This window comes from Natrinema versiforme (assembly GCF_005576615.1).
Taxonomy (GTDB): domain Archaea; phylum Halobacteriota; class Halobacteria; order Halobacteriales; family Natrialbaceae; genus Natrinema; species Natrinema versiforme_A.
Window position 1 is genome coordinate 84,714 of sequence record NZ_CP040332.1, and the last position, 21,936, is coordinate 106,649.

At 61.9% G+C, this 21,936-nt stretch carries 17 protein-coding genes; 3 read left to right on the forward strand and 14 right to left on the reverse strand.

Going from position 1 to position 21,936, the window contains the following annotated elements; translation table 11 throughout:
- Positions 1–4: 4 nt before the first annotated feature.
- The 4 genes from FEJ81_RS21410 to FEJ81_RS21425 form a co-directional block, all read right to left on the reverse strand.
- Positions 5–1,333, reverse strand: a complete 1,329-nt coding sequence (locus FEJ81_RS21410) for an ABC transporter substrate-binding protein (RefSeq protein ID WP_138247239.1) — start codon at positions 1,331–1,333, stop codon at positions 5–7.
- 358 nt (positions 1,334–1,691) lie between these two features.
- A complete protein-coding gene (locus FEJ81_RS21415) occupies positions 1,692–2,618 on the reverse strand; it encodes a D-2-hydroxyacid dehydrogenase (RefSeq protein WP_138247240.1) in 927 nt (308 codons plus the stop codon).
- Positions 2,615–3,031 carry a DUF3830 family protein gene (locus FEJ81_RS21420; RefSeq protein ID WP_138247241.1) on the reverse strand — a complete coding sequence of 139 codons (417 nt, stop codon included), beginning with the start codon at positions 3,029–3,031 and terminating at the stop codon, positions 2,615–2,617. Before FEJ81_RS21420 ends, FEJ81_RS21415 begins: the two co-directional genes overlap by 4 nt.
- Positions 3,032–3,061: 30 nt before the next feature.
- Positions 3,062–4,333: a Zn-dependent hydrolase gene (locus FEJ81_RS21425; protein ID WP_138247242.1), complete on the reverse strand. Its 1,272-nt coding sequence runs from the start codon at positions 4,331–4,333 to the stop codon at positions 3,062–3,064.
- A gap of 758 nt (positions 4,334–5,091) precedes the next feature.
- Between FEJ81_RS21425 and FEJ81_RS21430 the strand changes: the two genes are divergently transcribed.
- A complete protein-coding gene (locus tag FEJ81_RS21430; protein WP_138247243.1) occupies positions 5,092–5,880 on the forward strand; it encodes an IclR family transcriptional regulator in 789 nt (262 codons plus the stop codon).
- A gap of 887 nt (positions 5,881–6,767) precedes the next feature.
- Here FEJ81_RS21430 and FEJ81_RS21435 read toward each other — a convergent pair.
- Positions 6,768–7,880: an arginase family protein gene (locus FEJ81_RS21435; protein ID WP_138247244.1), complete on the reverse strand. Its 1,113-nt coding sequence runs from the start codon at positions 7,878–7,880 to the stop codon at positions 6,768–6,770.
- 164 nt (positions 7,881–8,044) lie between these two features.
- Here FEJ81_RS21435 and FEJ81_RS21440 point away from each other — a divergent pair, with 164 nt between their 5' ends.
- The gene (locus tag FEJ81_RS21440; RefSeq protein WP_138247245.1) at positions 8,045–8,467 is read left to right on the forward strand and encodes an EamA family transporter; all 423 of its coding nucleotides are present in this window, start codon (positions 8,045–8,047) and stop codon (positions 8,465–8,467) included.
- Between the two features lies 1 nt (position 8,468).
- Here the strand turns inward: FEJ81_RS21440 and FEJ81_RS21445 are convergent, their stop codons facing one another.
- Both FEJ81_RS21445 and FEJ81_RS21450 read right to left on the reverse strand, forming a co-directional pair.
- Positions 8,469–9,638: a pyridoxal phosphate-dependent aminotransferase gene (locus tag FEJ81_RS21445; protein WP_138247246.1), complete on the reverse strand. Its 1,170-nt coding sequence runs from the start codon at positions 9,636–9,638 to the stop codon at positions 8,469–8,471.
- A 67-nt stretch (positions 9,639–9,705) separates the two neighbouring features.
- Positions 9,706–10,719, reverse strand: a complete 1,014-nt coding sequence (locus tag FEJ81_RS21450; RefSeq protein WP_138247247.1) for an agmatinase family protein — start codon at positions 10,717–10,719, stop codon at positions 9,706–9,708.
- Between the two features lie 450 nt (positions 10,720–11,169).
- On the opposite strand from FEJ81_RS21450, the gene FEJ81_RS21455 reads away from it, so the two are divergent.
- Entirely contained in the window at positions 11,170–12,216 is a 1,047-nt protein-coding gene (locus FEJ81_RS21455) for an NrpR regulatory domain-containing protein (protein WP_138247248.1), read from the forward strand.
- On the opposite strand, the gene FEJ81_RS21460 is transcribed toward FEJ81_RS21455, so the two are convergent.
- The 7 genes from FEJ81_RS21460 to FEJ81_RS21490 all read right to left on the reverse strand — a co-directional run bounded on the left by FEJ81_RS21460 (position 12,192) and on the right by FEJ81_RS21490 (position 21,542).
- Complete coding sequence (locus tag FEJ81_RS21460; protein WP_138247249.1) at positions 12,192–13,061, reverse strand: nitrilase family protein; 870 nt, start codon at positions 13,059–13,061, stop codon at positions 12,192–12,194. The two genes, FEJ81_RS21455 and FEJ81_RS21460, sit on opposite strands and share 25 nt — an antisense overlap.
- Positions 13,058–14,938, reverse strand: coding sequence for an ABC transporter permease subunit (locus FEJ81_RS21465; protein ID WP_138247250.1), 1,881 nt, complete (start codon positions 14,936–14,938; stop codon positions 13,058–13,060). Before FEJ81_RS21465 ends, FEJ81_RS21460 begins: the two co-directional genes overlap by 4 nt.
- Positions 14,939–16,030 (reverse strand): ABC transporter ATP-binding protein, encoded by a 1,092-nt coding sequence (locus FEJ81_RS21470; protein ID WP_138247251.1) that lies wholly within the window; start codon positions 16,028–16,030, stop codon positions 14,939–14,941. It lies immediately after the preceding gene.
- Positions 16,027–17,133: an ABC transporter substrate-binding protein gene (locus tag FEJ81_RS21475; RefSeq protein ID WP_138247252.1), complete on the reverse strand. Its 1,107-nt coding sequence runs from the start codon at positions 17,131–17,133 to the stop codon at positions 16,027–16,029. Before FEJ81_RS21475 ends, FEJ81_RS21470 begins: the two co-directional genes overlap by 4 nt.
- Positions 17,134–17,280: 147 nt before the next feature.
- Positions 17,281–18,294, reverse strand: coding sequence for an NrpR regulatory domain-containing protein (locus FEJ81_RS21480; RefSeq protein ID WP_138247253.1), 1,014 nt, complete (start codon positions 18,292–18,294; stop codon positions 17,281–17,283).
- Between the two features lie 7 nt (positions 18,295–18,301).
- On the reverse strand, positions 18,302–19,705 hold the full coding sequence (locus FEJ81_RS21485; RefSeq protein ID WP_138247254.1) for an aspartate aminotransferase family protein: 1,404 nt from the start codon (positions 19,703–19,705) through the stop codon (positions 18,302–18,304).
- Positions 19,706–20,765: 1,060 nt separating this feature from the next.
- Positions 20,766–21,542 (reverse strand): IclR family transcriptional regulator, encoded by a 777-nt coding sequence (locus tag FEJ81_RS21490; protein ID WP_138247255.1) that lies wholly within the window; start codon positions 21,540–21,542, stop codon positions 20,766–20,768.
- Between the last annotated feature and the right edge of the window lie 394 nt (positions 21,543–21,936).

A 21,936-nucleotide genomic window follows, 5' to 3' on the forward strand; every position in this document is an offset into this window, starting at 1 on the left:
ATCGTCAGCGTTCATCCCAGCTCGGGACGGGGTAGGTCATGGCGTCGTCCTGTGCCTGATCGAACGGCCAGACGGTCTCGAGTTGGCTATCCTCGGACTGGACGACGAAACTGAACGCCTCCTGATTGTAGCCGTTGTCGTCGAACTCGACCGGGTACGGGAGCCCCGCTACGTACGGCTCCGCGCTCATCGAGTTCAGACTGGCCCGGAGGTCGTCCGACGAGAGGCTCTCGGCCCGATCCGCCGCTGCGATCGCGGTGAAGAACTCGCCCCATGCGTAGATACTGCTCCCGTCGAACGGTGTCCCGGATTCCTCCTCGGAATAGCTGTTGTACGCCCCCATCGGCGGGTGTACTTCGAACATATCGTGTGCGAAGTCCGAACCGGAGAAGACGTAGTCCGAGACGCTCTCCTCGAGCAGCGACGGATCGAGGTAGGCCGATCCCGGCGTGAGCATCAGTTCCGGGTAGTAGTCCTCGGTCTGCATGTCCTCGAGCATGATCACCGCGTCACGGACGTTCGCGGCGTGGACGATGATGTCCGCGCCGGCCTGCTCGATGTTCCGGATCTCCGTCGACAGCGAATTCACCGACTGCGCGGAGTAGGAGATCGTGTCCAGTGCCAGTTCGAAGTCGGATTCCTCGACGACGCGTTGCATCGAGTTCGCGACCTCGGTCCCGAAGGTCCCGTCCTGATGGATGATCGAGACCGTCTCGAGTCCCGCGTCGTGTTGCTCGTTCATGCCGTCGGCGAACTCGAACATCGACTCGCCTTTGACGCCGGTGTGGGGCGGCACCTGCCAGAACCAGTCGAGATCCCGCTCGGTGAGTCCTTCGCCGATCGCGGTCCCGCAAATGTGAGGGACGCCTTCGCGCTGGGCGACTTGACTCACGACTTCCGTCGTCCCGCTGTAGTAACTCCCGAGGAGCACGTCGACGCCGTCGTCGAGGACCATGCTCTCGGCCTCGGACCTCGCGACGTCGGAGGACCCCTGATGATCCGCCCAGAGGACCTCGACTTCCGTTCCGTCCTGTCCCGGTAAGCCCTCACCTTCGGCACCGGCCAGCGGCTCGAGGTCGGAGGCACCCTCGTTGACGGCCTGGACGCCCGCGCTCACGATGTCTTGAAACCGCGATCCCATCTCCGCGGCGTCACCCGACAGCGGATGAATGGCCCCGAGCGTGAACGTATCACTGCTGTCACTCCCACCCAGACAGCCGGCCACGCCGACCGCCGACGCGGTGCCAGCAATCCGTACAAAACTACGGCGCGAAACTACACGATTGTCTCCATAGTCGTCAGTCATGCGGATGGACGTAGATGGAAACCTCATTTGAGTGTTTCCATCCGAACATCGATATAGAATAAGGAGTCGGGCACACTGACCACTACCTTATATCCGATTCGAGACGACACGAACGTAGCGATTATCCTCGAGCCTTCGACATCGTGTGCAGAGCGGACCACTCGCGGTCGAAAATCGTGAACGTGCCCGCTCGCTTCGATCGATACCGCGGTCTCTCTCGGTAGACGAAACGGCCGGGTAGACGGGGCACAAAACGAGTCTGCCTGCCTCTTGCGTTAGTCCTCGTCAATGCGGGCGGCCGCCGATTACCGCTGTCTGCACGTAGCGGTCCATCAGAGGACATCATACCGCGAAAAACGAGCCGAGTTGGTCTGCCTATCCTGTCCTACGAGTTCCGCATCAGCGAGGTCTCCTCGAGGGCGTCGCAAAGAATCTCGGTGCAGCGGTCCCAGTAGTTGGGGGTGTGGCCGGCGTTGTGGGGGGTGACGAGGCAGTCGCCGAGCGTCCAGAGTGGGTGGTCGGCGGGTAGGGGCTCGGGATCGGTGACGTCGAGTGCGGCGCTGCGGATGTCGTTGCCCCGAAGCGCAGCGACGAGCGCATCGGTGTCGACCACGGGGCCGCGTGCGACGTTGACGAGCATCGCGTTCGTCGGGAGGGTGCCGAGGAGCCGCTCGTCGACGAGTCCGTCGGTGGTCTCGGTGAGCGGACAGGCGAGCACCAGATAGTCGCTGCGCGCGGCCGCGTCGACGGTGTCCTCGAAGCCGACGACCTCGTCGGCGTTCCCGCCCTTTGACGGCGTGTAGCGAACGCCGATGGTCTCGACGCCGAAATCGTCGAGGCGGGCGATGATTTCCCGCCCGATCGGACCCATGCCGACGACGGTCGCGGTCGATCCGCGGAGTTCGCCGCCCTGGTAGTGGTTCCACTCGCCGCGTTCGTGCTGTTCCCACCCCCGCCGGAGGTTCCGCACGTCCGCGAGGACGTATCCCAGGACCTGTTCGGCGATGTTCGGACCGTGAACGCCGGACGCGCTCGTGACGGCCACGCCCTCGGCCTCGAGCGTCTCGAGGGGGAGGTGGCCGGTGCCCGCAAACGTACAGGCGAACAGCTCGAGGGTGTCCGAGGCTGAAACGAGTTCGGGGTCGATCTGATAACCGGTCGCGACCGTCGCCTCGCAGAGGAGGTCGCGCTCCGTCGCGGGCGTCCGTGCGACTGAAACGTCGGCGTTCGGCACCGCCTCTCGAATCGTCTCGGCGTACGCCGCCGGATCCAGCCCGTGGATCTTGTCGTGGAGGACGACGATGTCCGTCATCGCTCGACCTCCCGAATCGTCACGCCGTGGGCGCCGTCGCGAAGGGTCGCCTCTTCGACGGCCTTGAGTTCGTCGGCTGTCGCATCCACGGTAGCGAAGTGGTTCCCCGCGAGTTCGCCGGCCGGACTCTTGAAACACGTCGGGCCGCAGGGGACGAGGATCTCCTGTTCGTTCCGGTAGCCCGGATAGAGTAGGAGATCGCCCCGCGAGGGGTAAACCGTGTGATTCTCCCGCGGGATCTCGGGAAGGTCGATTTCGTCGATGTTGATCCACGTCGCGATCCCGCTCCAGCGGACGTGCATGAGTTCCGACTCGAGCGGCAGGAACTCTCGGACCGCGGCGACGGACTTCGGTGCTCGATCTTCGTGCAATTCGGCCGTGAACGTCGTGTCTTCGATTTCGATTTCTAACATTGATGGTTCGGTTTGTGATCGGAACGGGCGTCAGCGTTCGTCGGTCGGTGCGAGACGTGCGAGGGAGTCGGCCAAGACGGCCGTCGCGGCCGTACAGTCCGCCCAGTCGGCCCATTCTTTCGGCGAGTGTGAATAGCCGCCGACGGAGGCGGCGAACAGGAGCGCGGCGTCGGTCACGTCGGCGACCTGCATCGTGTCGTGGCCGGCCCCCGAGTGAAGCCTGCGCGTCTCGACGCCGCGGTCTCCCGCCGCGTCGAGGACGACGTTTCGGCACCGTCTCGAGAGCGGTGTCGGCGGCACGTCGTACGTGCAGTCGAAGGTCGTCGCGACGTTCCGGTCGTCTTCAATGGCCGCGAGGGTGTTAGTTACGGCGTCCAGTTGCGCTTGGATCTCCGCGGATTCGACCGATCGCAGGTCGAGTCGGAGCGATACCGTCCCTGGGACGACGTTGACGGCGTTCGGCGCAACGTCGAACTGCCCGACCGTTCCGACTGCGGTCCCGCTTCCGGAAGCCGCGGCTTCGGCGGCGTTCCGCTCGACCGCGAGGACGAGTTCGCTCGCCGCCGCGAGCGCGTCCTGTCGTTCGGTCATCCCTGTCGTCCCCGAGTGGTCGGCTTCGCCTTCGATGGTCACGTGACACCGTACCGTTCCGGTGATGTCGGTGACGACGCCGAGCGGCACGCCCGCGTCTTCGAGGCGCGTGTTCTGCTCGATATGGAGCTCGAGCCACGCGTCCCACTCGCTCGCATCGAGGCGACCGGTCCCGCGGTAACCGATCCGCTCAAGTGCGTCCTCGAGCGTCTCGTCGCCATCGGTTAGCGCGAGCGTCTCCTCGACGCTGCGTTTGCCGGTCGCGACCGTCGATCCGAGGACGCCGTCGGCGAAGCGGGTCCCCTCCTCGCCGGTGAAGCAGACGACCTCGAACCCGCGGGCGGGCGAGACGTTGCTCTCTCGAATCGCCCGGACGGCTTCGAGGGGCGCGAAGACGCCGAGCGGGCCGTCGAAGATGCCACCGCGTGGGACCGAATCGAGGTGGCTCCCGGCGGCGACGTGTGCGGCGTCCGGGTCCGCACCGGGCGGCGTCCACCGGCCGGCGACGTTGCCGACTGCATCGACTCGGACCTCGAGGCCCGCCTCCTCGAGGCGATCGACGAGGTAGTCACGCGCCTCGCCGTTCGCCTCGTCGCCCGGCAGTGCCGTCCGCCCGCGGCCCGTCTCGGTGTCGACGGCACCGAACGATGCGACCTGCTCGATGTCTCGTCGGAGTCGCTTTCCGTCGATCGACAGTTCCGGTTCAGTCATCCGTAAGCGCCTCGTGCTTTTCGCGACGGTCCCTCTCGGATACGGAATCCGCCGTCGCTCGGATCGGCGATGAGGAACTCGTCTGCGGGACGGTCCGTTTGAGCGGGCGTCTGCACCACGCGACCGGTCACCTCGCCCCCCTCGCGGATCGCCCCGCCGATCGAAGCAACGGTTTCACCCTCACCTGTGAGCGTTCCGTCGGAACCGAAATGGCAGTCGCCTTTCGGGACGGCTCGATTGATCTGTCCCCCTCAGTTGCGAAACGATCGGGGACGTACCGATACACTTGCACATTCGTCTCTGTTTGCAGCACGATAGACGAATTTCGGTCAGTAATCCAAAAACGTTGTGGGTCGGCGTTCGTCTGTATATGAGGATCATATTTCTTCCTTAGTTGATTGATACGACTGTGATTGCATTCTACCCATCCAGTCTGCAAGTGACGCCTCATCTCTTCGAACGTTCGACTATTTTGAACGAAACCGCGCCCACGGCGTTGTCGATGGTTGTTCGGGCGAGTGCGATCGGCGATCGATTGCACGACCCTCGACTTCGGTTCGAGTCGAATATTCCCGTTGTATCCCGAGTCGAGGCTGATTTGCAACGAATCGGCGACGAATAGAACTCTGTTCATCGACTTCCGAAGCAATACGAACGATCTAGTTACTTCTCGAGGACACGCGACACATTCGAATACGTTTCGCTGCAATATTTGAAATATGCGAACATTGATGGCGATGGGGGTAATTGATTCGGGTATGTCAGCAGGCGACCGCGACGATGGGCCGCGAACGCTGAAGACCGTGACGATGGCGTCACGCGTTATCGACGCCGTCCGCGAGAGCGGCGGCGTCGGCGTTTCGGAACTCGCGACGGAACTCGATGTCTCGAAAAGTACAGCCTACATCCACCTGAAGACGCTCGAGGAGAACGGCTTTCTCGTCCAGAGAGACGGCCGGTACGAGCTCGCATTCAAATTCTTCGTCCTCGGAGAGTCCGCTCGGAGCCAGAGTCCGCTCTATCGCTACGGCAAACCTAAGGTGGACGAACTCGCCGACGAGACCGACCAGTACACCCATATCGTCACGGAGGAAAACGGCCGCGGAATCAATCTCTATCAGGTGAAAGGCGAAACCGGTGTCGACGGCGACTACCAGTCGGCGAAACTCCAGCAGCGCGATCACCTCCACTACACCGCCTCTGGGAAGGCGATCCTCGCGTACCTTCCGCGCGACCGCGTTGCGGAAATCGTCGATCAACACGGCCTCCCCGCACAAACGGCGAACACAATCACCGACCGCGAGACGTTGTTCGATGAACTCGAAACGGTCCGTGACCGAGGGTACGCGTACAACGACGAGGAGGAAATCGAGGGGTTCTGTGCCATCGGTGCGCCAGTTCGAAGCCCCACCGGTGACGTGCTCGGGTCGTTAAGCGTGTCAGCCCCGGCGCGGTTCATGCGCGATGAACAGGCTCGAGATCGTCTCTCCGAACGTGTCATGCGCTCGGCGAACGTGATCGAAGTCAACATCAATATGAGTAGCTGAACCCCGGCCGATCGTTCGAAATGTTCGAACGGAACTTTGCGACTATCGGAGGAGAATTACAAAAATATGGCTGTAAAAATACGCCGATCGAGGAGTCAAACGGACGAGTCGTTTTCCGAACTACGTCAACCAACCGGGCCTCGATTTGCGTTATCCGTATTTGCCTGCCGACACACTAGTCCGACTCGTCGATGAACTATGGAAAGAACCTGATGCGAGTTTATACTCGAAAAGTGAGTTATCAGATGGTATGACGATGGCGTTTCATCTCTCGTTTTTATCCGACACAGTGCTGGGGTGGTTCCGATTCTAGCCGAAATCGAACTGGTGTCGGTCACAGCCGTAGTACGTCGGGACCGCAACGCCGTCCGGTGTTCGATCCTTCTCGAGTTGTTGATTGATCTCGTGAACCCGGTTAGAAACCGACGACCGTCATCGAGTAGCACTGCCTCTCTCGAGTGCTCGAGAAGTGTTTGAACGTGATCAGTGTCCGGAATACGCCCGAATATCGAGTTTACAACTACACTCGTGTTGTTGATCGGTTCGCGAAACCACATCACCTGGCCGAACTGATTGTTGAACCGTCCGGTCACCGACGTAGTCGCATAGACGCATCGAACGTCGCTTTCACGCTGGCCCTCGAGGTCGCGAGTCCGAATCCGTCTCCGGGTAGTCGCCGCCCCGTGAGTCTCCGAACAACGCAGGCTCGGAAAGCCGCAGCTATCGACACCCCATTACCTGCAGATGGTATCTGTGACGGACGAATGGTCTGTCACTCATCTCGTCGCGGCAGCCATATTCCCGACCTCGTACGTCTTTCTCCCATCTCCCGAATAGAACGGCTACCGAGTCCGACCCGAAGATGGACGCCGGCCGACCACCGCGAGTCACTCGAGCGGCCAGTACTCACTGTGGGCCTGTCTCGCCCGGTCGACTGCCTGTTCGGCGAGGTCCGTATTCCCGGGCATAAACGTGAACGGGTCGTCGATCGCCGACTCGAGTTCGAGCGCTCCCTCGAGGACGCCGAGCGTCGCATACGCGAGGTGGGTCACGTGATATCCGCCCTCTTGGACGATTGCGAGAGACCCGTCCGCGTACTCGTCCGATAGCGTCCGTGCTCTCGCACCGAGTGACTCGAATCCGGGTTTCGTGACGGTGTTTCGCCCCAGTGGATCCATCGTTCCAGCGTCCTGTCCCGCGCTCACGAGCAGTGCGTCGGGATCGAACGATGCCATCACTGGCTCGACGAGTTCGTCGATCGCGTACCGGTAGCCGTCATCGCCGGTTCCGCCGGGGAACGGAACATTGACCGTGTATCCCGTCCCGTCGCCCGTCCCTCGTTCGGTGAGATCACAGGACTGCGGATGGGTCTCCTCGTCCCACGACCAATGATCGTTATGGAGACTGACGACGAGGACGTCGTCCCGATCGTAGAAGATTTCTTGGGTCCCGTTCGCGTGATGGACATCCCAGTCGAGAACGGCGACGCGGTCCGCTTGCCCCGTCTCGAGCAGATGGGCTGCAGCGACGGCGACGTTGTTGAAAAAGCAGAAGCCATCGCTTTGGGATGGCTGAGCGTGGTGGCCACTCGGTCGGACGAGCGCGTACGGAACGTCCAAGCGGTCGGCGGTAACGGCGTGTTCGGCGGCGTCGATCGCGCCGCCGGCAGCGGTCAGCGCGGCGCGATAGGTTTCCGCGTTACCGCCCGTTTCCGTCGTGAGTCGACCCCCGCCGTCTTCGGCCCAAGTCCGGATCGCATCGATATACGAAGCGGTGTGGACACGTCTCAGTTCCGATTCGGTCGCCGGATCGATCTCTGCCCATGTCGTTCTGTCGTCGAGTTCGCTCCGGATAATCGAGACGACGTTCTCGATACGTTCGCGTCGGTCGGGATGGGACTGTTTCACCGCCAACCGATCCGTCCAGGGCATATCGAACTCGCCCACCGGTGGAGCGTGTGCTAGCGCCGCGTCGTCGTAGTAGACACACAGGTTGGTCATCGGCTTACCCGAGCTAGCGAACGCAGTTCGAACGCGGTACCGTGCGGACTATCAGCGGTGGTTGTCTTCTCGGCAGAATCGGTCATGAGATGCTCCATCTAGCACGGTCACACAGTGGTCGATGAAAAAGGTATAGATGATCGGAACGCGTTCTTTCAGACGATATGATACGAACGAACTACGTTTTCTGGGCACTAGTCGCGTGTCTCTCCTACTCGTTTGTCCCGCCGCTCGTTCGAGTCGCAACGCGAGAGATACCGAGTACCGTTGCAGCGCTCATTTCGAACATCATTCTCGTAAGCCTCATTCTCCTCGTACTCGCGCTCACCGACGAGGATGTCGTTCACCATCTCCGGACCGATAGCGCGATTTATCTGTACGTCGCAGGCCTGTTTCTCGGCGTCGGAATCTTGGCGTACTATCGCGCACTCGAGTTCGGACCGGTCAGCATCGTCGTGCCCCTCTTTGCGATGTTCATCGTCGGCGGGTCGGTCATCGGCGTGCTCGTCCTCGACGAGTCGATGACGGTGCGAAACGGGTTCGGGATCGTTCTCGCCGTCGCCGCGATATATCTCCTCTCGACGTGAGTTACCACCATCGGTTTTCGCGCAGCCGATCGAGCGCGTCTCGGATCGTCGACTCGTTTCTCGAGAAGGTAAATCGGATCCAGTCCGCATCGGCGTCGGGATCCGTGTAGAAGCTACTTCCCGGGACGGCGGCGACGCCCGCCTCGCGGATGAGTCGGTAACAGAACTCGATGTCGTCTTCGTCCGTCGGATACCTCGCCATGATGTAATACGCGCCGTCGGGCTTGACGGGCTCGAGCCCGATCTCGACGAGCCCGTCGTAAAGCAGGTCGCGGCGACGTTCGTAGGAGTCCGACAGCTCCTCGTAGTACGAGTCGGGCAGCGAGAGCGCCTCGACTCCTGCTCGCTGGAACGGCGTCGGGGCACAGATAGTCGCGTAATCGTGGACCTTCCGCAGTTCCTTCGAGAGGTACTCCGGGGCGAGACAGAAGCCGACGCGCCAGCCGGTAACGCTGAACGTCTTCGACATCCCGGTACAGACGATCGTTCGGTCGGCGAGATCGCCGACCTCGACCGGACTGAGATAGTCGTCGGTGTAGACGATGTGCTCGTAAATCTCGTCAGTGAGCAGAATGAGATCGTGCTCGAAGACGATCTCTTCGATCCGCTCGAGTTCCTCGCGGGTGAAGACTTTCCCGGTCGGATTCATCGGCGTGTTGAGGACGAGAATCCGAGCGTCTTCGGCCGCGGCCGCGAGCCGATCGTAGTCGAGCTCGAGGTCGTCGGTAATATCGAGGGGGATCGCCGTCGCACCGGCGAACTGACTCGCCGGAATGTAACTCTCGTATACCGGTTCGAAGTAGATCACCTCGTCACCAGGGCCCGCGAGCGCGAGCATCGTCGACATGATCGCCTCGCTCGTGCCGCTCGTGATCGTCACCTCGGTCTCGGAGTCGTATTCGACCCCCTTCCACGCCGCATATCGTTCCGCGACGGCCTCGCGGAGGTCCGGCAGCCCCCATGTGATCGTGTACTGACTCTCGGCGTCGATCGCCTCCTTGGCCGCCGTCCGAATCTCGGTCGGTGTCTCGCCGACATCGGGGATCCCCTGCGAGAGGTTGATCGCGTCCCGACTGAGCGCCTCCCGGGTCATCTCGCGGATGACCGACTCGGCGACGCCCGCCGTCCGCCGCGTCCCGACAGCATCGTCCGGACGTCTTCGATCACTCATCGGTATCTTGCTCCGTGTTCGTCCGGACGATTAGCGCCGTCTTCGCGGTTGTACTCTCCATTGTGAGTCACTCCGCAAACAGTCGCTCGAGGAGGGTAACCAAGAGGTACGAGGCGAGCCGCTCGGTCCCTTCGCTCGAGTCGTACCGAGGTGCGACCTCCATCATGTCGACGGCTCCGACATCGTCGTGGGCACCGAGCACTTCCATTACCTTGAGCGCCTGATTGGAGGTTAGCCCGCCGGGGACCGGCGTCCCGGTACCGGGTGCGGTTCCCGGATCGACGGCGTCGATGTCGAAGGTGACGTAGACCGCATCGGTGTCCTCGGCGGCGGCTTCGATCGCTGCTTCGACGACGGGAACGATACCGCGCTCCTCGATTTCCCGCATGGGGAAGAGGTTCAATCCGGTCTCCTCAGCGAAGTCGAAGAACGCGGGCGATTCGTAGCCGCGGATACCGACCTGACTGACGGCGTCGTAATCGACGTATGGCGAGTCCGCGATCCGCGCCGTGCTCGAGCCGTGGAAATCGGTTCCGAAGAGTGGGCTCTCGGAGACGGTATCGGTGTGGGCGTCGATCTGTACGAAGCCGACTCGTTCGTGGTCCGCACCCTCGGCGAAGCCGCGAAACGCCGGGAATGTACAGTAGTGGTCGCCGCCGAGCATGACCGGAAACGTCTGCGACGCTATCGTAGACATGTGAGCGGTGATGCTCCGCCCCGTCGTCTCGCGATCCATCGGGAAGACCGGGGCGTCGCCGACGTCCGCGACGGTGAGGTCGTCGAAATTAACTTGCTTCCCGGTCTGCATATTCGTGAGCCCGCCTTTGTACTCCGAGAGATAGGCCCACCACCCGCTCGCTCGTCGGATCGCACCGGGTCCGTATCGTGCCCCCGGTCGGTTAGAGACCGCTCCGTCGTACGGAACGCCGAACACCGCTGCGTCGACGTCCTCGACCGCACCGATGTCCCGCGGATCGGCCTTGAGGAACGTATCGAGACCGGCGTACGCGAGTTCGACCTCGGACCCGGAAACGGACTCACGGAACGCGGCCGCCCCGTGTCGGTTCTCGGAGTCACTCATTCGAACCACGGATGACCTCCCCGAGTTGTGCCGTCGCAGTTCCGATGATCGCACCGTTGGTCTGGCCCGCGTTCGTGACCGCAATGCCGGAAAACGGGTCGAGATCGGGAGTTACCCTGCCGTCCCCGAGTGTACAGATGTCGACCCACTCGACTGGACCGTCTCGATCGTTCTGGATCGACGCTGCGTAATCGTCAGACTGTGACTCCACCGCTCCGTCCGTCGTTTGTGATGTGCCGTTCGTCATTCTCTCACAAGCCGGCAACGAGTTGCCATCGTATGTGTTGACGCAGCGGGCATAAAAGGTTACGGGGATACGGGGATATCGGCCGAAAAGCTCGCTAGACCGGTTATCAAATCACGCTCTTCGTCACAGACGGCAAGAATCGGCCAGCGGTCACGCCGATACCCAAACCTTGGTGTGGGACGTCCGCTACTGTCTTTGCATACATGGCACCGGAGCTCGACAGGCGGACGTACGATCTCCTCCGGCTGGTCGACCGGCACGCCCCGATCGGCAGCATCCAACTCGTCGAACTGATGCAACTACACGGGTACGATATCAAAGACCGGACGATCAGACTCACGCTTTCGGAACTCGACGAGCTCGGCCTCACGGAGAAGGTTCCCGGAAAAGGCCGACGGCTCACCGAGAGCGGGCGAATGGAACTCGAGCAAGGAGACGTCAACAGCCGCCTCGAGCAGATTCGCGCACGCATCGCAGCACTGACGAGCCGCGTGAGCTACGATCCGATCGAGGACACCGGCAGCACCGTCGCTTCGGCCGCGTTTCTCGACGCTGCGGACATCGACGAAACGCTTCGGCTTCTCGAACGGCTCGACTCGCTCCCGTTCGGCCCGATTCCGGTCTCACTCGAGGAGAGCGGCGAGGACGAACCGGGCGACTACCGGTTACTCACGTCCTCGAGTATCACCCTCGACGGTGTCTTGCTATCCCACGGGGTCAACGCCGATCTCTCGACGGCGGGTGTCCTCGAGTACGAGCCGGTCGAAGCGACCACGGCCGAAGCGGACGCCGGCCAGTCGGGCGTCGAACACGGCGGCCGGATCGTTCGATACGTCGACGTGATCAACGGCGAGGGCTCGTCGATCGACGTTATTTCGCTCCTGATCGAAGCCGGCCGAAGCGATGTCACGAGCGTTATCGAAGGCGGGGAGACCGGTCTCCTCATCGGCGACGACCGCGAGTTTCCGATCAACAGGTACGAAGAAGCCCGAGATCTCGCCGTCGCGAATCGCAGTTCGCTCGGGGGCGTACTCGATTTCCGGCGGCCGCGCGAACAGGAGCAACATCCGGGCGGCAACTCGGCGTGGGCGTTCGGTTCGATCACCTACGTCGGCGCGGGCGAACTACTGCTCACGACCCTTCGCGAGTACGGTCTCTCCGACTCCTGGGAAACGCTGTACGGAACGATCGCGAGGAACAGACTCGAGTCGGTGCAAGCGGTGTCTCATGCGCCGCCGCTCGACGAGTAACCGAGATCGTAGACGTCCGGTCGACGGTCCGCGAGCACGTCGTCCCGGCCCGTCAGTCGCTTGCTCCGTGCTCGCGGTAGGTCGCAATCGGCCAGTACGGTGTGTTCTCCCGTCCGCGGCGCGGGACCTGCGAGCGGAACGCCGATCGGATCGACGACGACGCTCTGGCCCTCGAACGATGTCCCGCGTTCGGTGCCCGCTCGATCCGCACAGGCGATGAATACGCGGTTCGCGTTCGCGTGTGCGATCGTCTGGTGGACTCCCATCGTCCAGCCGGCCTGTCGCTCGGCGTTTACGGCTGCCCCCTCCCCGGCCGGCTCGGGGACCCAGTTCGTCGGCACAGCGATGAGATCGGCGCCAGCGCGGGCCTGCGTGATCGTCTGTTCCGGAAACCAGAGGTCGTTGCAGATCTGTACGCCGAGCCGGCCGAACGGCGTCTCGAAAACCGGCGCATCGTCACCGGGATCGAACCACCGCTTCTCCTCGTTCCAGCGGTGGACCTTCCGATAGACGCCCTCGATGCCGTCCGGCGAGACGATCAGCGCGCTGTTGTAGAACGCGCCGCCGTCGGCCTCGGCGAACCCGCCGACGATCCACGTGTCGGTCTCGGCGGCGACCGTTTCCCACGCACGGCCGGTCGGGCCGTCCCTCGGTTCGGCCAGCGCCGCGACTTCCTCGATCGAGTCGAACACGTACCCCGTGGTCGAAAGTTCCGGCAGAACGACGAGATCGGCGCTCGCGTTCTCCCGGACGATGTCGACGGTCCGGTCCCGATTCGGTTCGACGGCACCGAACTCCGGGATCGTCTGTGCGACCGCGACTCGAGTGGCGGTCGGCGAATTCACTCCCAGATCCCTCCGGAGAGGCGCTCGATCGCCGTCATCACGACGACGGTGAGCCCGATAAAGACCACGCTCGCAGCCGCGATCGTCGGCGGATACGAGTAGCGGAGCTGGTTGAAGATCTGGATCGGGATCGTGTCGACCAAGAACAGCGAGAGCAGCCACGCGATGATGTACTCGTTCAACGAGAGGATGAAGGCGAACAGCGCGCCGGAGATCACGTTCGCTCGCAACAGCGGGTACGTGATCGTCCGGATCGTCCGCACCGACCCGGCACCGAGGTTCATCGCGGCCTCCTCGTAGGTCCGATCGATCTCGCCGAGCCCCTGTGAGATCAGAATGAACGGGAACGGCGCGTAGAAGATCCCGTGTGCGACGATGATGCTCAGCTGAGAGCCGGCGACGCCGATCTGGAGGAAGAACACGAGGAAGGCCACGCCGATAATCACCGGCGGGACCAGGATCGGCAGGACGCCGAGCGTTCCGATGAGTGCGCTCCACCGGTAGTCGAATCGGTCCAACGCGAACGCGAGCGTTCCGCCGATCGTCGTACTGAGCAACGCCGCACTCGCCGCGATCGAGAGACTGTTGATCAGCGCGATGAGCCACGACGGGTCGGTGAAGAACTCGACGTACCACTGCAGGGAGAACCCGCCCGGCGGGAACGTCAGGAACTGTTCCGGCGTGAACGAGACGGCGACGATGATACCGAGCGGCGCGGCGATGAACGCCACGACCGCTGCGACGTACAGCCGAAACGCGACCCAGAGTATCGACTCCCGCGTCTTGGAATCGACCGTCGTAACGAGTGAGTTCCCAGCGCTCGCGATCCGCCCGAGCGCTCGAGTGAGCCCGATACTCGCGGCCGCGGCGGTACTACCGCGCCAGAGACGGGCGGCGATGCCGGCCGATTCCGAATTCGACGGGTCCTCCTCACCGTCGTCCTCGTCGTCCGCGACGATTTCGTCGCTCCCGCCGAGACTGGCGGCCGTGACGTTCGTGAATCGAACGAGCACCCAAAGGAACGCGAGCACGACGGCGATGAGGCCGATACTCATCGCGGCTCCGAACGGGTAGTTGCTCTCGCTCATGATCTGCTGTTCGATCAGCACCGGAAGGGTCCGCTGTGCGGAACTCCCGAGGAGTCGGGGCATGACGTACGCGCCGAGTGCGAGGATGAACACGAGTGCGGTTCCGCTGGCGATGCCGTTTTTCGACAGCGGAAGCGTCACCCGACGGAACGTCTTCGCCGGCCCGGCGCCGAGGTTCTTCGAGGCCTCGAGGAGTTCGCCGTCGATATTTCGGATACTGCTGTAAAGCGTGAGTATCATAAACGGCAGGAAGACGTACACCATCCCGGTGATCAGGCCCCAGTAGCCGGGGTAGAACGACTGGTGTTCGGCGAGGAGGCCGATGGTGACGCCGATCGAACTCAGGATGCCGCGAGAGGCCAAGATGACCTGCCACGCGTAGGCTCTGATCACGTAGGTGATCCACAACGAGGAGATGATGGTGATCAACAGCACGCTCCGCAGCCACGGCCGCTCCATCCGGGCGAGATAGTACGCCATCGGATAGCCCAACAGGAGCGAGATAGCGGCCGTTACGAGCGAGATTTCGACCGTCAGCCACAGCTGGCCGAGATAGAGGCGACTCGTGAGAAAGCGCACGTAGTTCTCGAGGGTGAACCCGATTTCGTATTGGCCGCCGGGAACGTTCACCCAAAAACTGAACACAACGAGCATGCCCAGCGGGACGAGGAAGATCGCGACGAGCCACGCTAGCGGATACGACAGCACGTACCACTTTGCGTTCGATCGAAGGCCCGCACGCCCGGTATCGTTCGTACCGCCGTCGTTTGCGGATGTTTCGGTCGCCATTTATGTCTCCACGATGCGGCAGTCGTCGGCTCCGACGGTGACGGTCACGCGGTCCCCGGGAGCCCGTTCGTTCAGTCCGCTTCGGCGAACGACGACGAGTTCCTGCCCGTCGTCCGTCTCGAGTCGGAACTCGACGCTGCTGCCGAGGTGCCGCTTGAACGTGATCTCGCCCTCGAAGACGTTCGCAGCGTCGGGTCTCTGACGGCCGCCGTCGGCGCTGGCGGTTTCGAATCGGAACCGCTCTGGACGGACGACGACCGAGACCGCTGACCCGGAATCGATTCCGTCCGCGTTCTGGGCCCGGATCGTCACGTCCCCGCAGTCAACGGTCGCGTAGCCGTCGTCGATCGCCAGCACTGTCCCGTCGAAAATATTCGCCGTTCCGAGGAAGTCCGCGACGAATCGAGTGTCGGGATCGTCGTACACCGCTTCGGGCGGCCCGACCTGTTCGAACTGTCCGTCGTTCATCACCGCGAGCCGGTCGGACATCGTGAGCGCCTCCTCCTGATTGTGGGTGACGAAGACGGTCGTGATCCCGATTTCCTGTTGAATCCGGCGCAGCTCGACTTGCATCTGTTCGCGGAGTTGCTTGTCGAGGCTGGCCAGCGGCTCGTCGAGCAACAGCGCCTTCGGTCGGGGTGCCAACGCCCGAGCGAGCGCGATCCGCTGTTGCTGGCCGCCCGAGAGCTGATCCGGCGTTCGGTCGCCGATACCGGGTAGTTCCACCAACTCGAGCATTTCGGCCACTCGGGCGTCTATCTCCTCGTCGGTGTACTCGCCGGCGGCTTCCATTCCGTAGGCGATGTTCTCGCGGATGGTCATGTGCGGGAACAGCGCGAAGTCCTGAAACACCATTCCCGTGTCGCGCTCGTACGGCGGCGCGTCGGTTACGTCCTCGCCATCGATGCGGATGGACCCGTCGGTCGGGGTTTCGAAGCCAGCGATCGTTCGGAGCGTCGTCGTCTTCCCGCAGCCCGACGGGCCGACGAGCGTGACGAATTCCCCGCTCTCGATGTCGATATCGACTCCGTCGACGGCGAGGACACCGCCCGGATAGCGTTTCGAAACGCCCTGGAGTGAAATCCCGCTCATTCGCTGACGATGAATTCCTCCCACCGTTCGTTGACCCAGTCCTCCTCTTCGACGTAGAGATCGTAGCTCGGGGTGATGGCCTCGCTCGGCCCCGGCCCCGCGATCATCTCGTAGGTCTCGTCGTCGATTTCGGAGTGTTCGCGGTCGATCGTCGGGCTCGTATAGAGGTTCTCCGCGAGCCGGTCTTGGACCTCGGGTCGACTGGCGTAGTCGATGAACTGTCGCGCCTCGTCTTTGCGCTCTGAGGTATCGAGCGTGACCCAGAGCCCGGAATCGAGGATCGATCCCTCTTCGACGAAGTTCGACTGCACCGGCGCACCGTCGTCTTGCATGACGAGCGTGATATCGCTGTAGAGCATTCCCGCCGGCACTTCGCCGTCCCTGAGCCGCTGCTGGAACTCCGCCTCGTTTTCGTACCAGAAGTTTGCCTGTGGTTTGATCTCTTCTAGCTTCTCGAACACCTCGAGTACGCCGTCACGATCGTCGAGAATGCTCTGTCCGTCGAAGTGGACCTCCGCGGTAACGTCGAGCAGGAACGAATTGGAGGCGTAGCCGAGCAGTCCGAGCGTGTCCTCGTACTGATCGTCCCACAGCGCTTCCCAGGTGTCGATCGACTCCTCGATTTCGTCGGTGTTCTGTACGAGGTTGATGTACCACGATAACGCACCGATACTCGAGATGCCGCCGTCGGCCTCGCCGACGAGGTCGTCGCTGATGTACTCGAGGTTTTCGAAGTCGTCTTCCTCCCAGAGATGCCAGAGATCGGAGTTCAATCCCTGTCTGACGCCAGTTTGGGCCATTATCGCGACGTCGACGGGGGCTTCGCCAGCTTGAACGCCGTTCTCGTACTGGGTGAGCGCTTCTTCGGACGTCGGCTGTGCCTCCGACTGCACCTCGAAGTCGACCTCCTCGGAGAACGGCGCGAACAGCTCTTCGTCCATTACTTCCTGAAACACGCCGCCGTAGACGGCGACCGTTAGTGCGTCGTCGTCACTGGTGAGAAAGCCTGTACATCCCGCAAGTCCGGCCAGCGAAAGCGCGCTTCCGCTCGCCGCGGTCGTTCGGAGGAACTGCCGTCGTCCGCGAGTGTGTTGTCCTGGCATTGCATTGCCACCGTATCACACTCTTCTCTCTTGCCGTCACATAAAAGTTCCCACGAAATCCCGCCTGTTACGTTTATTTTACATCCGAAAGTCCCCATATTATGGCTATGTGGCTACCTATCCAAGAAATATGGAAACACTCGTTTATTACTGGCTCGCAGGCGGGGTCAGATCGGAGCGGGGCTGTACCCGTGCGAGCGTTTGCCATTCGAGCGCGATTCCCGACTCGACACAACACGAAATCAGACACTCGGATGCCCCAGCGTACGTGAGTGACGCAAACTTCCAGCCGGGTTCGCCCCACGGAAACGGGCCGTTCTCTCGAGGACGGCGGATATCGAGAGCACCGCCCAGTCTCTTTCTGGTCGCCACCGCGAGCTCGTGAGCCGTCTCGTAATGAACGAGCGGAAACTCCCTATTGTCGGCGACCAGCAGTCCGGTCTCCCCCTCGAGTGCACGCGTAACGTCCGTCTGACGTGCTCTGATCAGCATCGATACCAGGTCCACCGTCGCCCGTTCGTCACCGATGACGTCCGTGAATCGGCGAATCGCACCGCCGTCGATCGCGGGTTCCGGATCGTCGTACGGAACGGACGTGGGATTCTGCTGATATTCGACGACGCCGATGGTGTCCGGATGACTCTCGATTCCGTGTGATAGCAACACGCCGTCGATCGTGACGCTCGATGGAACCGCGACCTCGAGGCGGTCTCCGTCACTGCCGGCGGCCGGTTCGACCGAGGCGACGATCGGTCCGAGCGCCGAGTCGTCGATCGTCGTCAACAGTTCGTCGAGCACCGGCCGCTTCTCGCGTGGAACGGTTACGGTTCCGACGATGATATCGCCCGAATCAGCCGAGGGGTCGTACGTAACGCGGCCGGTTAGGTCGGCGATGCGCTCGCTGACCCGTTCGATCCGACCACTGAGTCCACCGCGCTCGAGTTCCCCGCGGCCGTCTTCGGTCAGTCGACGCCCCTTTCCGCCGGCTTTCTCCGTGAGACCGTCCTCGTCCAAATCGGCGAGCGTGTTTCGAACCGTGCGTTCGGTCACCGAGTAGCCGTGTTCGCGAAGGTGCTCCGTGAGGTGGACACTGCCGATCGGTTCGTGTTCCGCCAGGAGGCGGAGGATATCGTACGTCCGTCGATCGGGATCACTCGTCATTACGTGACTACCGCTGTGCCGCGGCTAAATCAGTGGCGAGATCCGCGAAGGCGGCGACGTGATCATCGATCTCCTCGGCGGAGTGCTGGACGCTGATCGTCCACTGTTGGGAGGCGTCGTGGGGATGCGGAATCACGCCCCTGTTCAGCATGCCGAACCAGTACGCCTCGTGGAACTCCTCGTCGACGGCAGTCCAATCGCGGAACGTCCGAATCGGTTCCTCGGTGAAATAGACCATCCCCTGCGACCCGGCGCTCGCGACCCGCGCCTCGAGATCCTCGTCTTCGATTACGTCTCGATATCCGCCCGCGAGCCGCTCGGCAAGCTCGGTAACGTGGTCGTACGCGTCGGCGGTGAGAATTTCCCGCAGCGTGATACCGACGGCCCGCAATGCCAACGGGTTCCCATTATACGTCCCGTAGTGGGCGGCCCCGGTAGCCACGCCGTCGTCTAGATCGGCCGCGATGTGGTCCATGATATCGCGTCGGCCGCCGAACGCACCGACGGGATACCCGCCCCCGATCGCTTTCGCCAGCGCGACGAGGTCGGGCTGGACGCCGTAGTACTCGGCGCCGCCGCCAGGTGCGAGCTTGACGCCGGTTTTCACCTCGTCGAAGATCAAGACGGTGTTGTATTCGTCGGCGAGTTCCCGCAACCGCTCCAAGAACCCGCCGGTCGGTTCGACGAGTCCGAGGTTCAGACAGGCCGGTTCGACGAGAATCGCGGCAACCTCGCGACCGTGCTCGCGAAGCAACCGCTCCACGCTCGCCGCATCGTTGTACGTCCCCAACAGGACATCGTCCGGGACCGAATCGGGGATCCCTTGCGATTCACTGACGGGGCGGGGATCCGTCTCAGGGCCCGCCCGCTCGATCGGCGGCATCTTGCTCACCAGCGCCGGATCGTGAGCTCCGTGATACGCCCCTTCCATCCGGATGATCTTCTCTCGGCCGGTGTAGGCTCGAGCGAGCCGCGTTGCGTGCATGATCGACTCGGTACCGCTATTGGTAAAGCGGACCTGCTCGATCGCATCCCACCGGTCGATCAGCGGCCGCGCCGCGAATTCGATGAGTTCGTTCGGACGGGTGTAGAGCGTTCCGCGGTCGATCTGATCGATCACGCCCTCCGATAGCTCCGGATGGGTGTGACCGACGAGTTGCGTTCCGTTGTTCAGCGCGAAATCGAGGTATTCGTTCCCGTCGACGTCGTAGAGGGTCGTCCCCTCCGTTCGGTCCGCGTGGACCGGGTACGGATCGTACGCTCGAAACGTGCTACAGACGCCAGCCGGGACGACCTCCGAGAGGTCGTCGGCCATTGCTTCCGAATTCGGCGTCCGTTCTCGGTACCGTTCGTACTCCTTCGATAGTAGTTTCGCCGTCGGCGTTCCGTCGATTGGTGTCGAATCGTTCATCACAGACACCGGAAAGTAGTTTCCGGTCTATAGTGCCGAGTTATCACGAACTGGCATAAATGTTTCTGGCGACTTCCGGCATAGGCGAAGAGAAACGAACTTTAGAGGCTTCTACAATGCCCATGATCATCTCAAGCCGGATATCCGAATCACCGCTGCAGTAACAACCGCCTCGGAGGGCGGAAACAAAGATCCGCTTTTCTGCGAAGCACGATCGCGACTCGGTAGACGGCACTCGTCGACATCCTCAAGTGAATCCGATCACTGCGGACGAAGCCGAACCCACGGGTCCAGATGTCGATCGCCGAGCTGAGTGAACGCGCCGTAACTATTTTGGGATTGATAGAAATTCCAATTCATATTTTGAAGCGGATATCGAATGGCGTTCCGATATCCGAATTTCTCGTCTCGAAATCGGAGCCGCAGCGATGGAACGCAGTACTGGTCAGTGATACCGAATCGACGAACGATGCGGCCATCGACACCGCCTCTTTCAGTCGATTTGTTCGGAAATACCGCGATACATACTGTCGTTCGCGGTGAACCGACTCCGATCGACCGGAATACGACGATTTCGGGGTTATACGTGTGTATAGCCTCTATTTATCGATATCAAGTCGACTCGTGAGTTCGCTGATCACACCTTGACCCGATCGGTTCGCGTCCGTTGACTACCGATCGGATTTCCGGTCCCGCAAGTCCCATTGATAGCAAATAATTCGAAAATACGAGTAGTATCTATATCTGGTATTTATGTCGGCTCGAGGATCGCTTCGGCGTGTAGCTAAAGCTGAACTTTTCCTCCGCTAATAGACACCCGCCCTATCTGCGGGGAGTATTTCCCCCGCTCGAGAACGTACTGTGGGTACCGCCGCTTCATCACGCTCGCCGAGCGAGTTTCCGAGCAGGTAAGCCGACACCCACTCACTCATAGCTCACTTCTTCGGTCGGTCCGACTATTCGTTCTTTATGGGTCTTCCCGTCTGCTGGTCTGCATTGAGACGATACTGCGTACCGTTCCCTAGAGAGGGGATTACACACGTATGTGTGTAAGATCAAATCAGAAGAGGGCCGCCTCGAGCGCGTCGATCTCGTCTCCCAGCAGTTGTGCGATCTCCTCGGTCGTCGACTCGTCGACGGCCATACGATACGTCGGGCCGCCGATGGAGAACGCGCCGACCACCTCGCCGTCGGGGCTCGTTACCGACGCGCCGATGGATCGATAGCCATCGATCAGTTCCTCGTCGTTCGTCGCGTACCCGCGGTCGCGGATCGCCTCGAGTTCGTCGAACAGGACCGATTCCTCGGTGATGGTGTGATCGGTCGTGGCCGGGAGCCCCCACCGATCGATGATTTCCCGAACGCGCGATTCGGGCATCGATGCCAACATGGCTTTTCCCGACGCGCAGTTGTGCATATGGAAGCGATTTCCCGCACGGAAGGGGCTCGATTCCGGCAGCCCCCCGCGAGAGGACTCACCGATCGCGTACTCGAGGGAGTACGCGCGGCCGTTCTCTTCGACGATGAAGTCGGCTTCGTTTCCCGTCTGTTCGGCGAGGGCGTAGACGCGCTGTCGGGCCGTCGTGTACAGTGGATGCCGGGTACGCGCGTGCTCGCCGAACGGGAGAAACTGGAGCCCGACGTGGTAGGTATCGCCGTCGCGGACGAGGAATCCCTCGTCGACCAACGTGTGGAGGTGGTTGTGGACGGTGCTCTTTGCCATCTCGAGGCGATCGGCCAACTCGCTCAGCGTTGCGCCGTCGCTGTCGTGGACCGCGCGAACGAGCGCGATCGACGCTTTCGTCGTCTTGACCGGGCGAGGGCGATCGTCCGTCATGCTTCGAGTCGTCGTCCCACCCGTGTATAAACGTTCGGAATGTGTGAACAGGGCTGAACGGGTCGTGATGGGGATTGTCGGTTGATATTTCGTTTCACAGTCCGAAGAATATTGTAGACATTATTACATTAGATTTTATACTACTGGGCGTGTATTGGTAGTGCTTCTGCCCGGATGTCAATAGCAATTGATCGCGGGACCTTCCGGTCGGTTCGACGTTCGGAATGCGTGAACTCTCCACGTGGTTCGCTAATTGCATTGATCGATCGAAGGTGTGTCGTGCGGTAACGGACCCCTTTAGATAGTTCGTTCACGCATGTGGAACGCCGATCCCGCGGCCGCTACCGCGATGGACCGACGGCGATCGGTTCTACAGGCGGTTTGGCGTCGATCG

Bases quoted from the DNA above. Each gene is read 5' to 3' on its own strand.
- FEJ81_RS21410 (WP_138247239.1), bottom strand. From the start codon at position 1,333: ATGAGGTTTCCATCTACGTCCATCCGCATGACTGACGACTATGGAGAC.
- FEJ81_RS21415 (WP_138247240.1), bottom strand. From the start codon at position 2,618: ATGACGGACATCGTCGTCCTCCACGACAAGATCCACGGGCTGGATCCG.
- FEJ81_RS21420 (WP_138247241.1), bottom strand. From the start codon at position 3,031: ATGTTAGAAATCGAAATCGAAGACACGACGTTCACGGCCGAATTGCAC.
- FEJ81_RS21425 (WP_138247242.1), bottom strand. From the start codon at position 4,333: ATGACTGAACCGGAACTGTCGATCGACGGAAAGCGACTCCGACGAGAC.
- FEJ81_RS21430 (WP_138247243.1), top strand. From the start codon at position 5,092: ATGTCAGCAGGCGACCGCGACGATGGGCCGCGAACGCTGAAGACCGTG.
- FEJ81_RS21435 (WP_138247244.1), bottom strand. From the start codon at position 7,880: ATGACCAACCTGTGTGTCTACTACGACGACGCGGCGCTAGCACACGCT.
- FEJ81_RS21440 (WP_138247245.1), top strand. From the start codon at position 8,045: ATGATACGAACGAACTACGTTTTCTGGGCACTAGTCGCGTGTCTCTCC.
- FEJ81_RS21445 (WP_138247246.1), bottom strand. From the start codon at position 9,638: ATGAGTGATCGAAGACGTCCGGACGATGCTGTCGGGACGCGGCGGACG.
- FEJ81_RS21450 (WP_138247247.1), bottom strand. From the start codon at position 10,719: ATGAGTGACTCCGAGAACCGACACGGGGCGGCCGCGTTCCGTGAGTCC.
- FEJ81_RS21455 (WP_138247248.1), top strand. From the start codon at position 11,170: ATGGCACCGGAGCTCGACAGGCGGACGTACGATCTCCTCCGGCTGGTC.
- FEJ81_RS21465 (WP_138247250.1), bottom strand. From the start codon at position 14,938: ATGGCGACCGAAACATCCGCAAACGACGGCGGTACGAACGATACCGGG.
- FEJ81_RS21470 (WP_138247251.1), bottom strand. From the start codon at position 16,030: ATGAGCGGGATTTCACTCCAGGGCGTTTCGAAACGCTATCCGGGCGGT.
- FEJ81_RS21475 (WP_138247252.1), bottom strand. From the start codon at position 17,133: ATGCCAGGACAACACACTCGCGGACGACGGCAGTTCCTCCGAACGACC.
- FEJ81_RS21480 (WP_138247253.1), bottom strand. From the start codon at position 18,294: ATGACGAGTGATCCCGATCGACGGACGTACGATATCCTCCGCCTCCTG.
- FEJ81_RS21485 (WP_138247254.1), bottom strand. From the start codon at position 19,705: ATGAACGATTCGACACCAATCGACGGAACGCCGACGGCGAAACTACTA.
- FEJ81_RS21490 (WP_138247255.1), bottom strand. From the start codon at position 21,542: ATGACGGACGATCGCCCTCGCCCGGTCAAGACGACGAAAGCGTCGATC.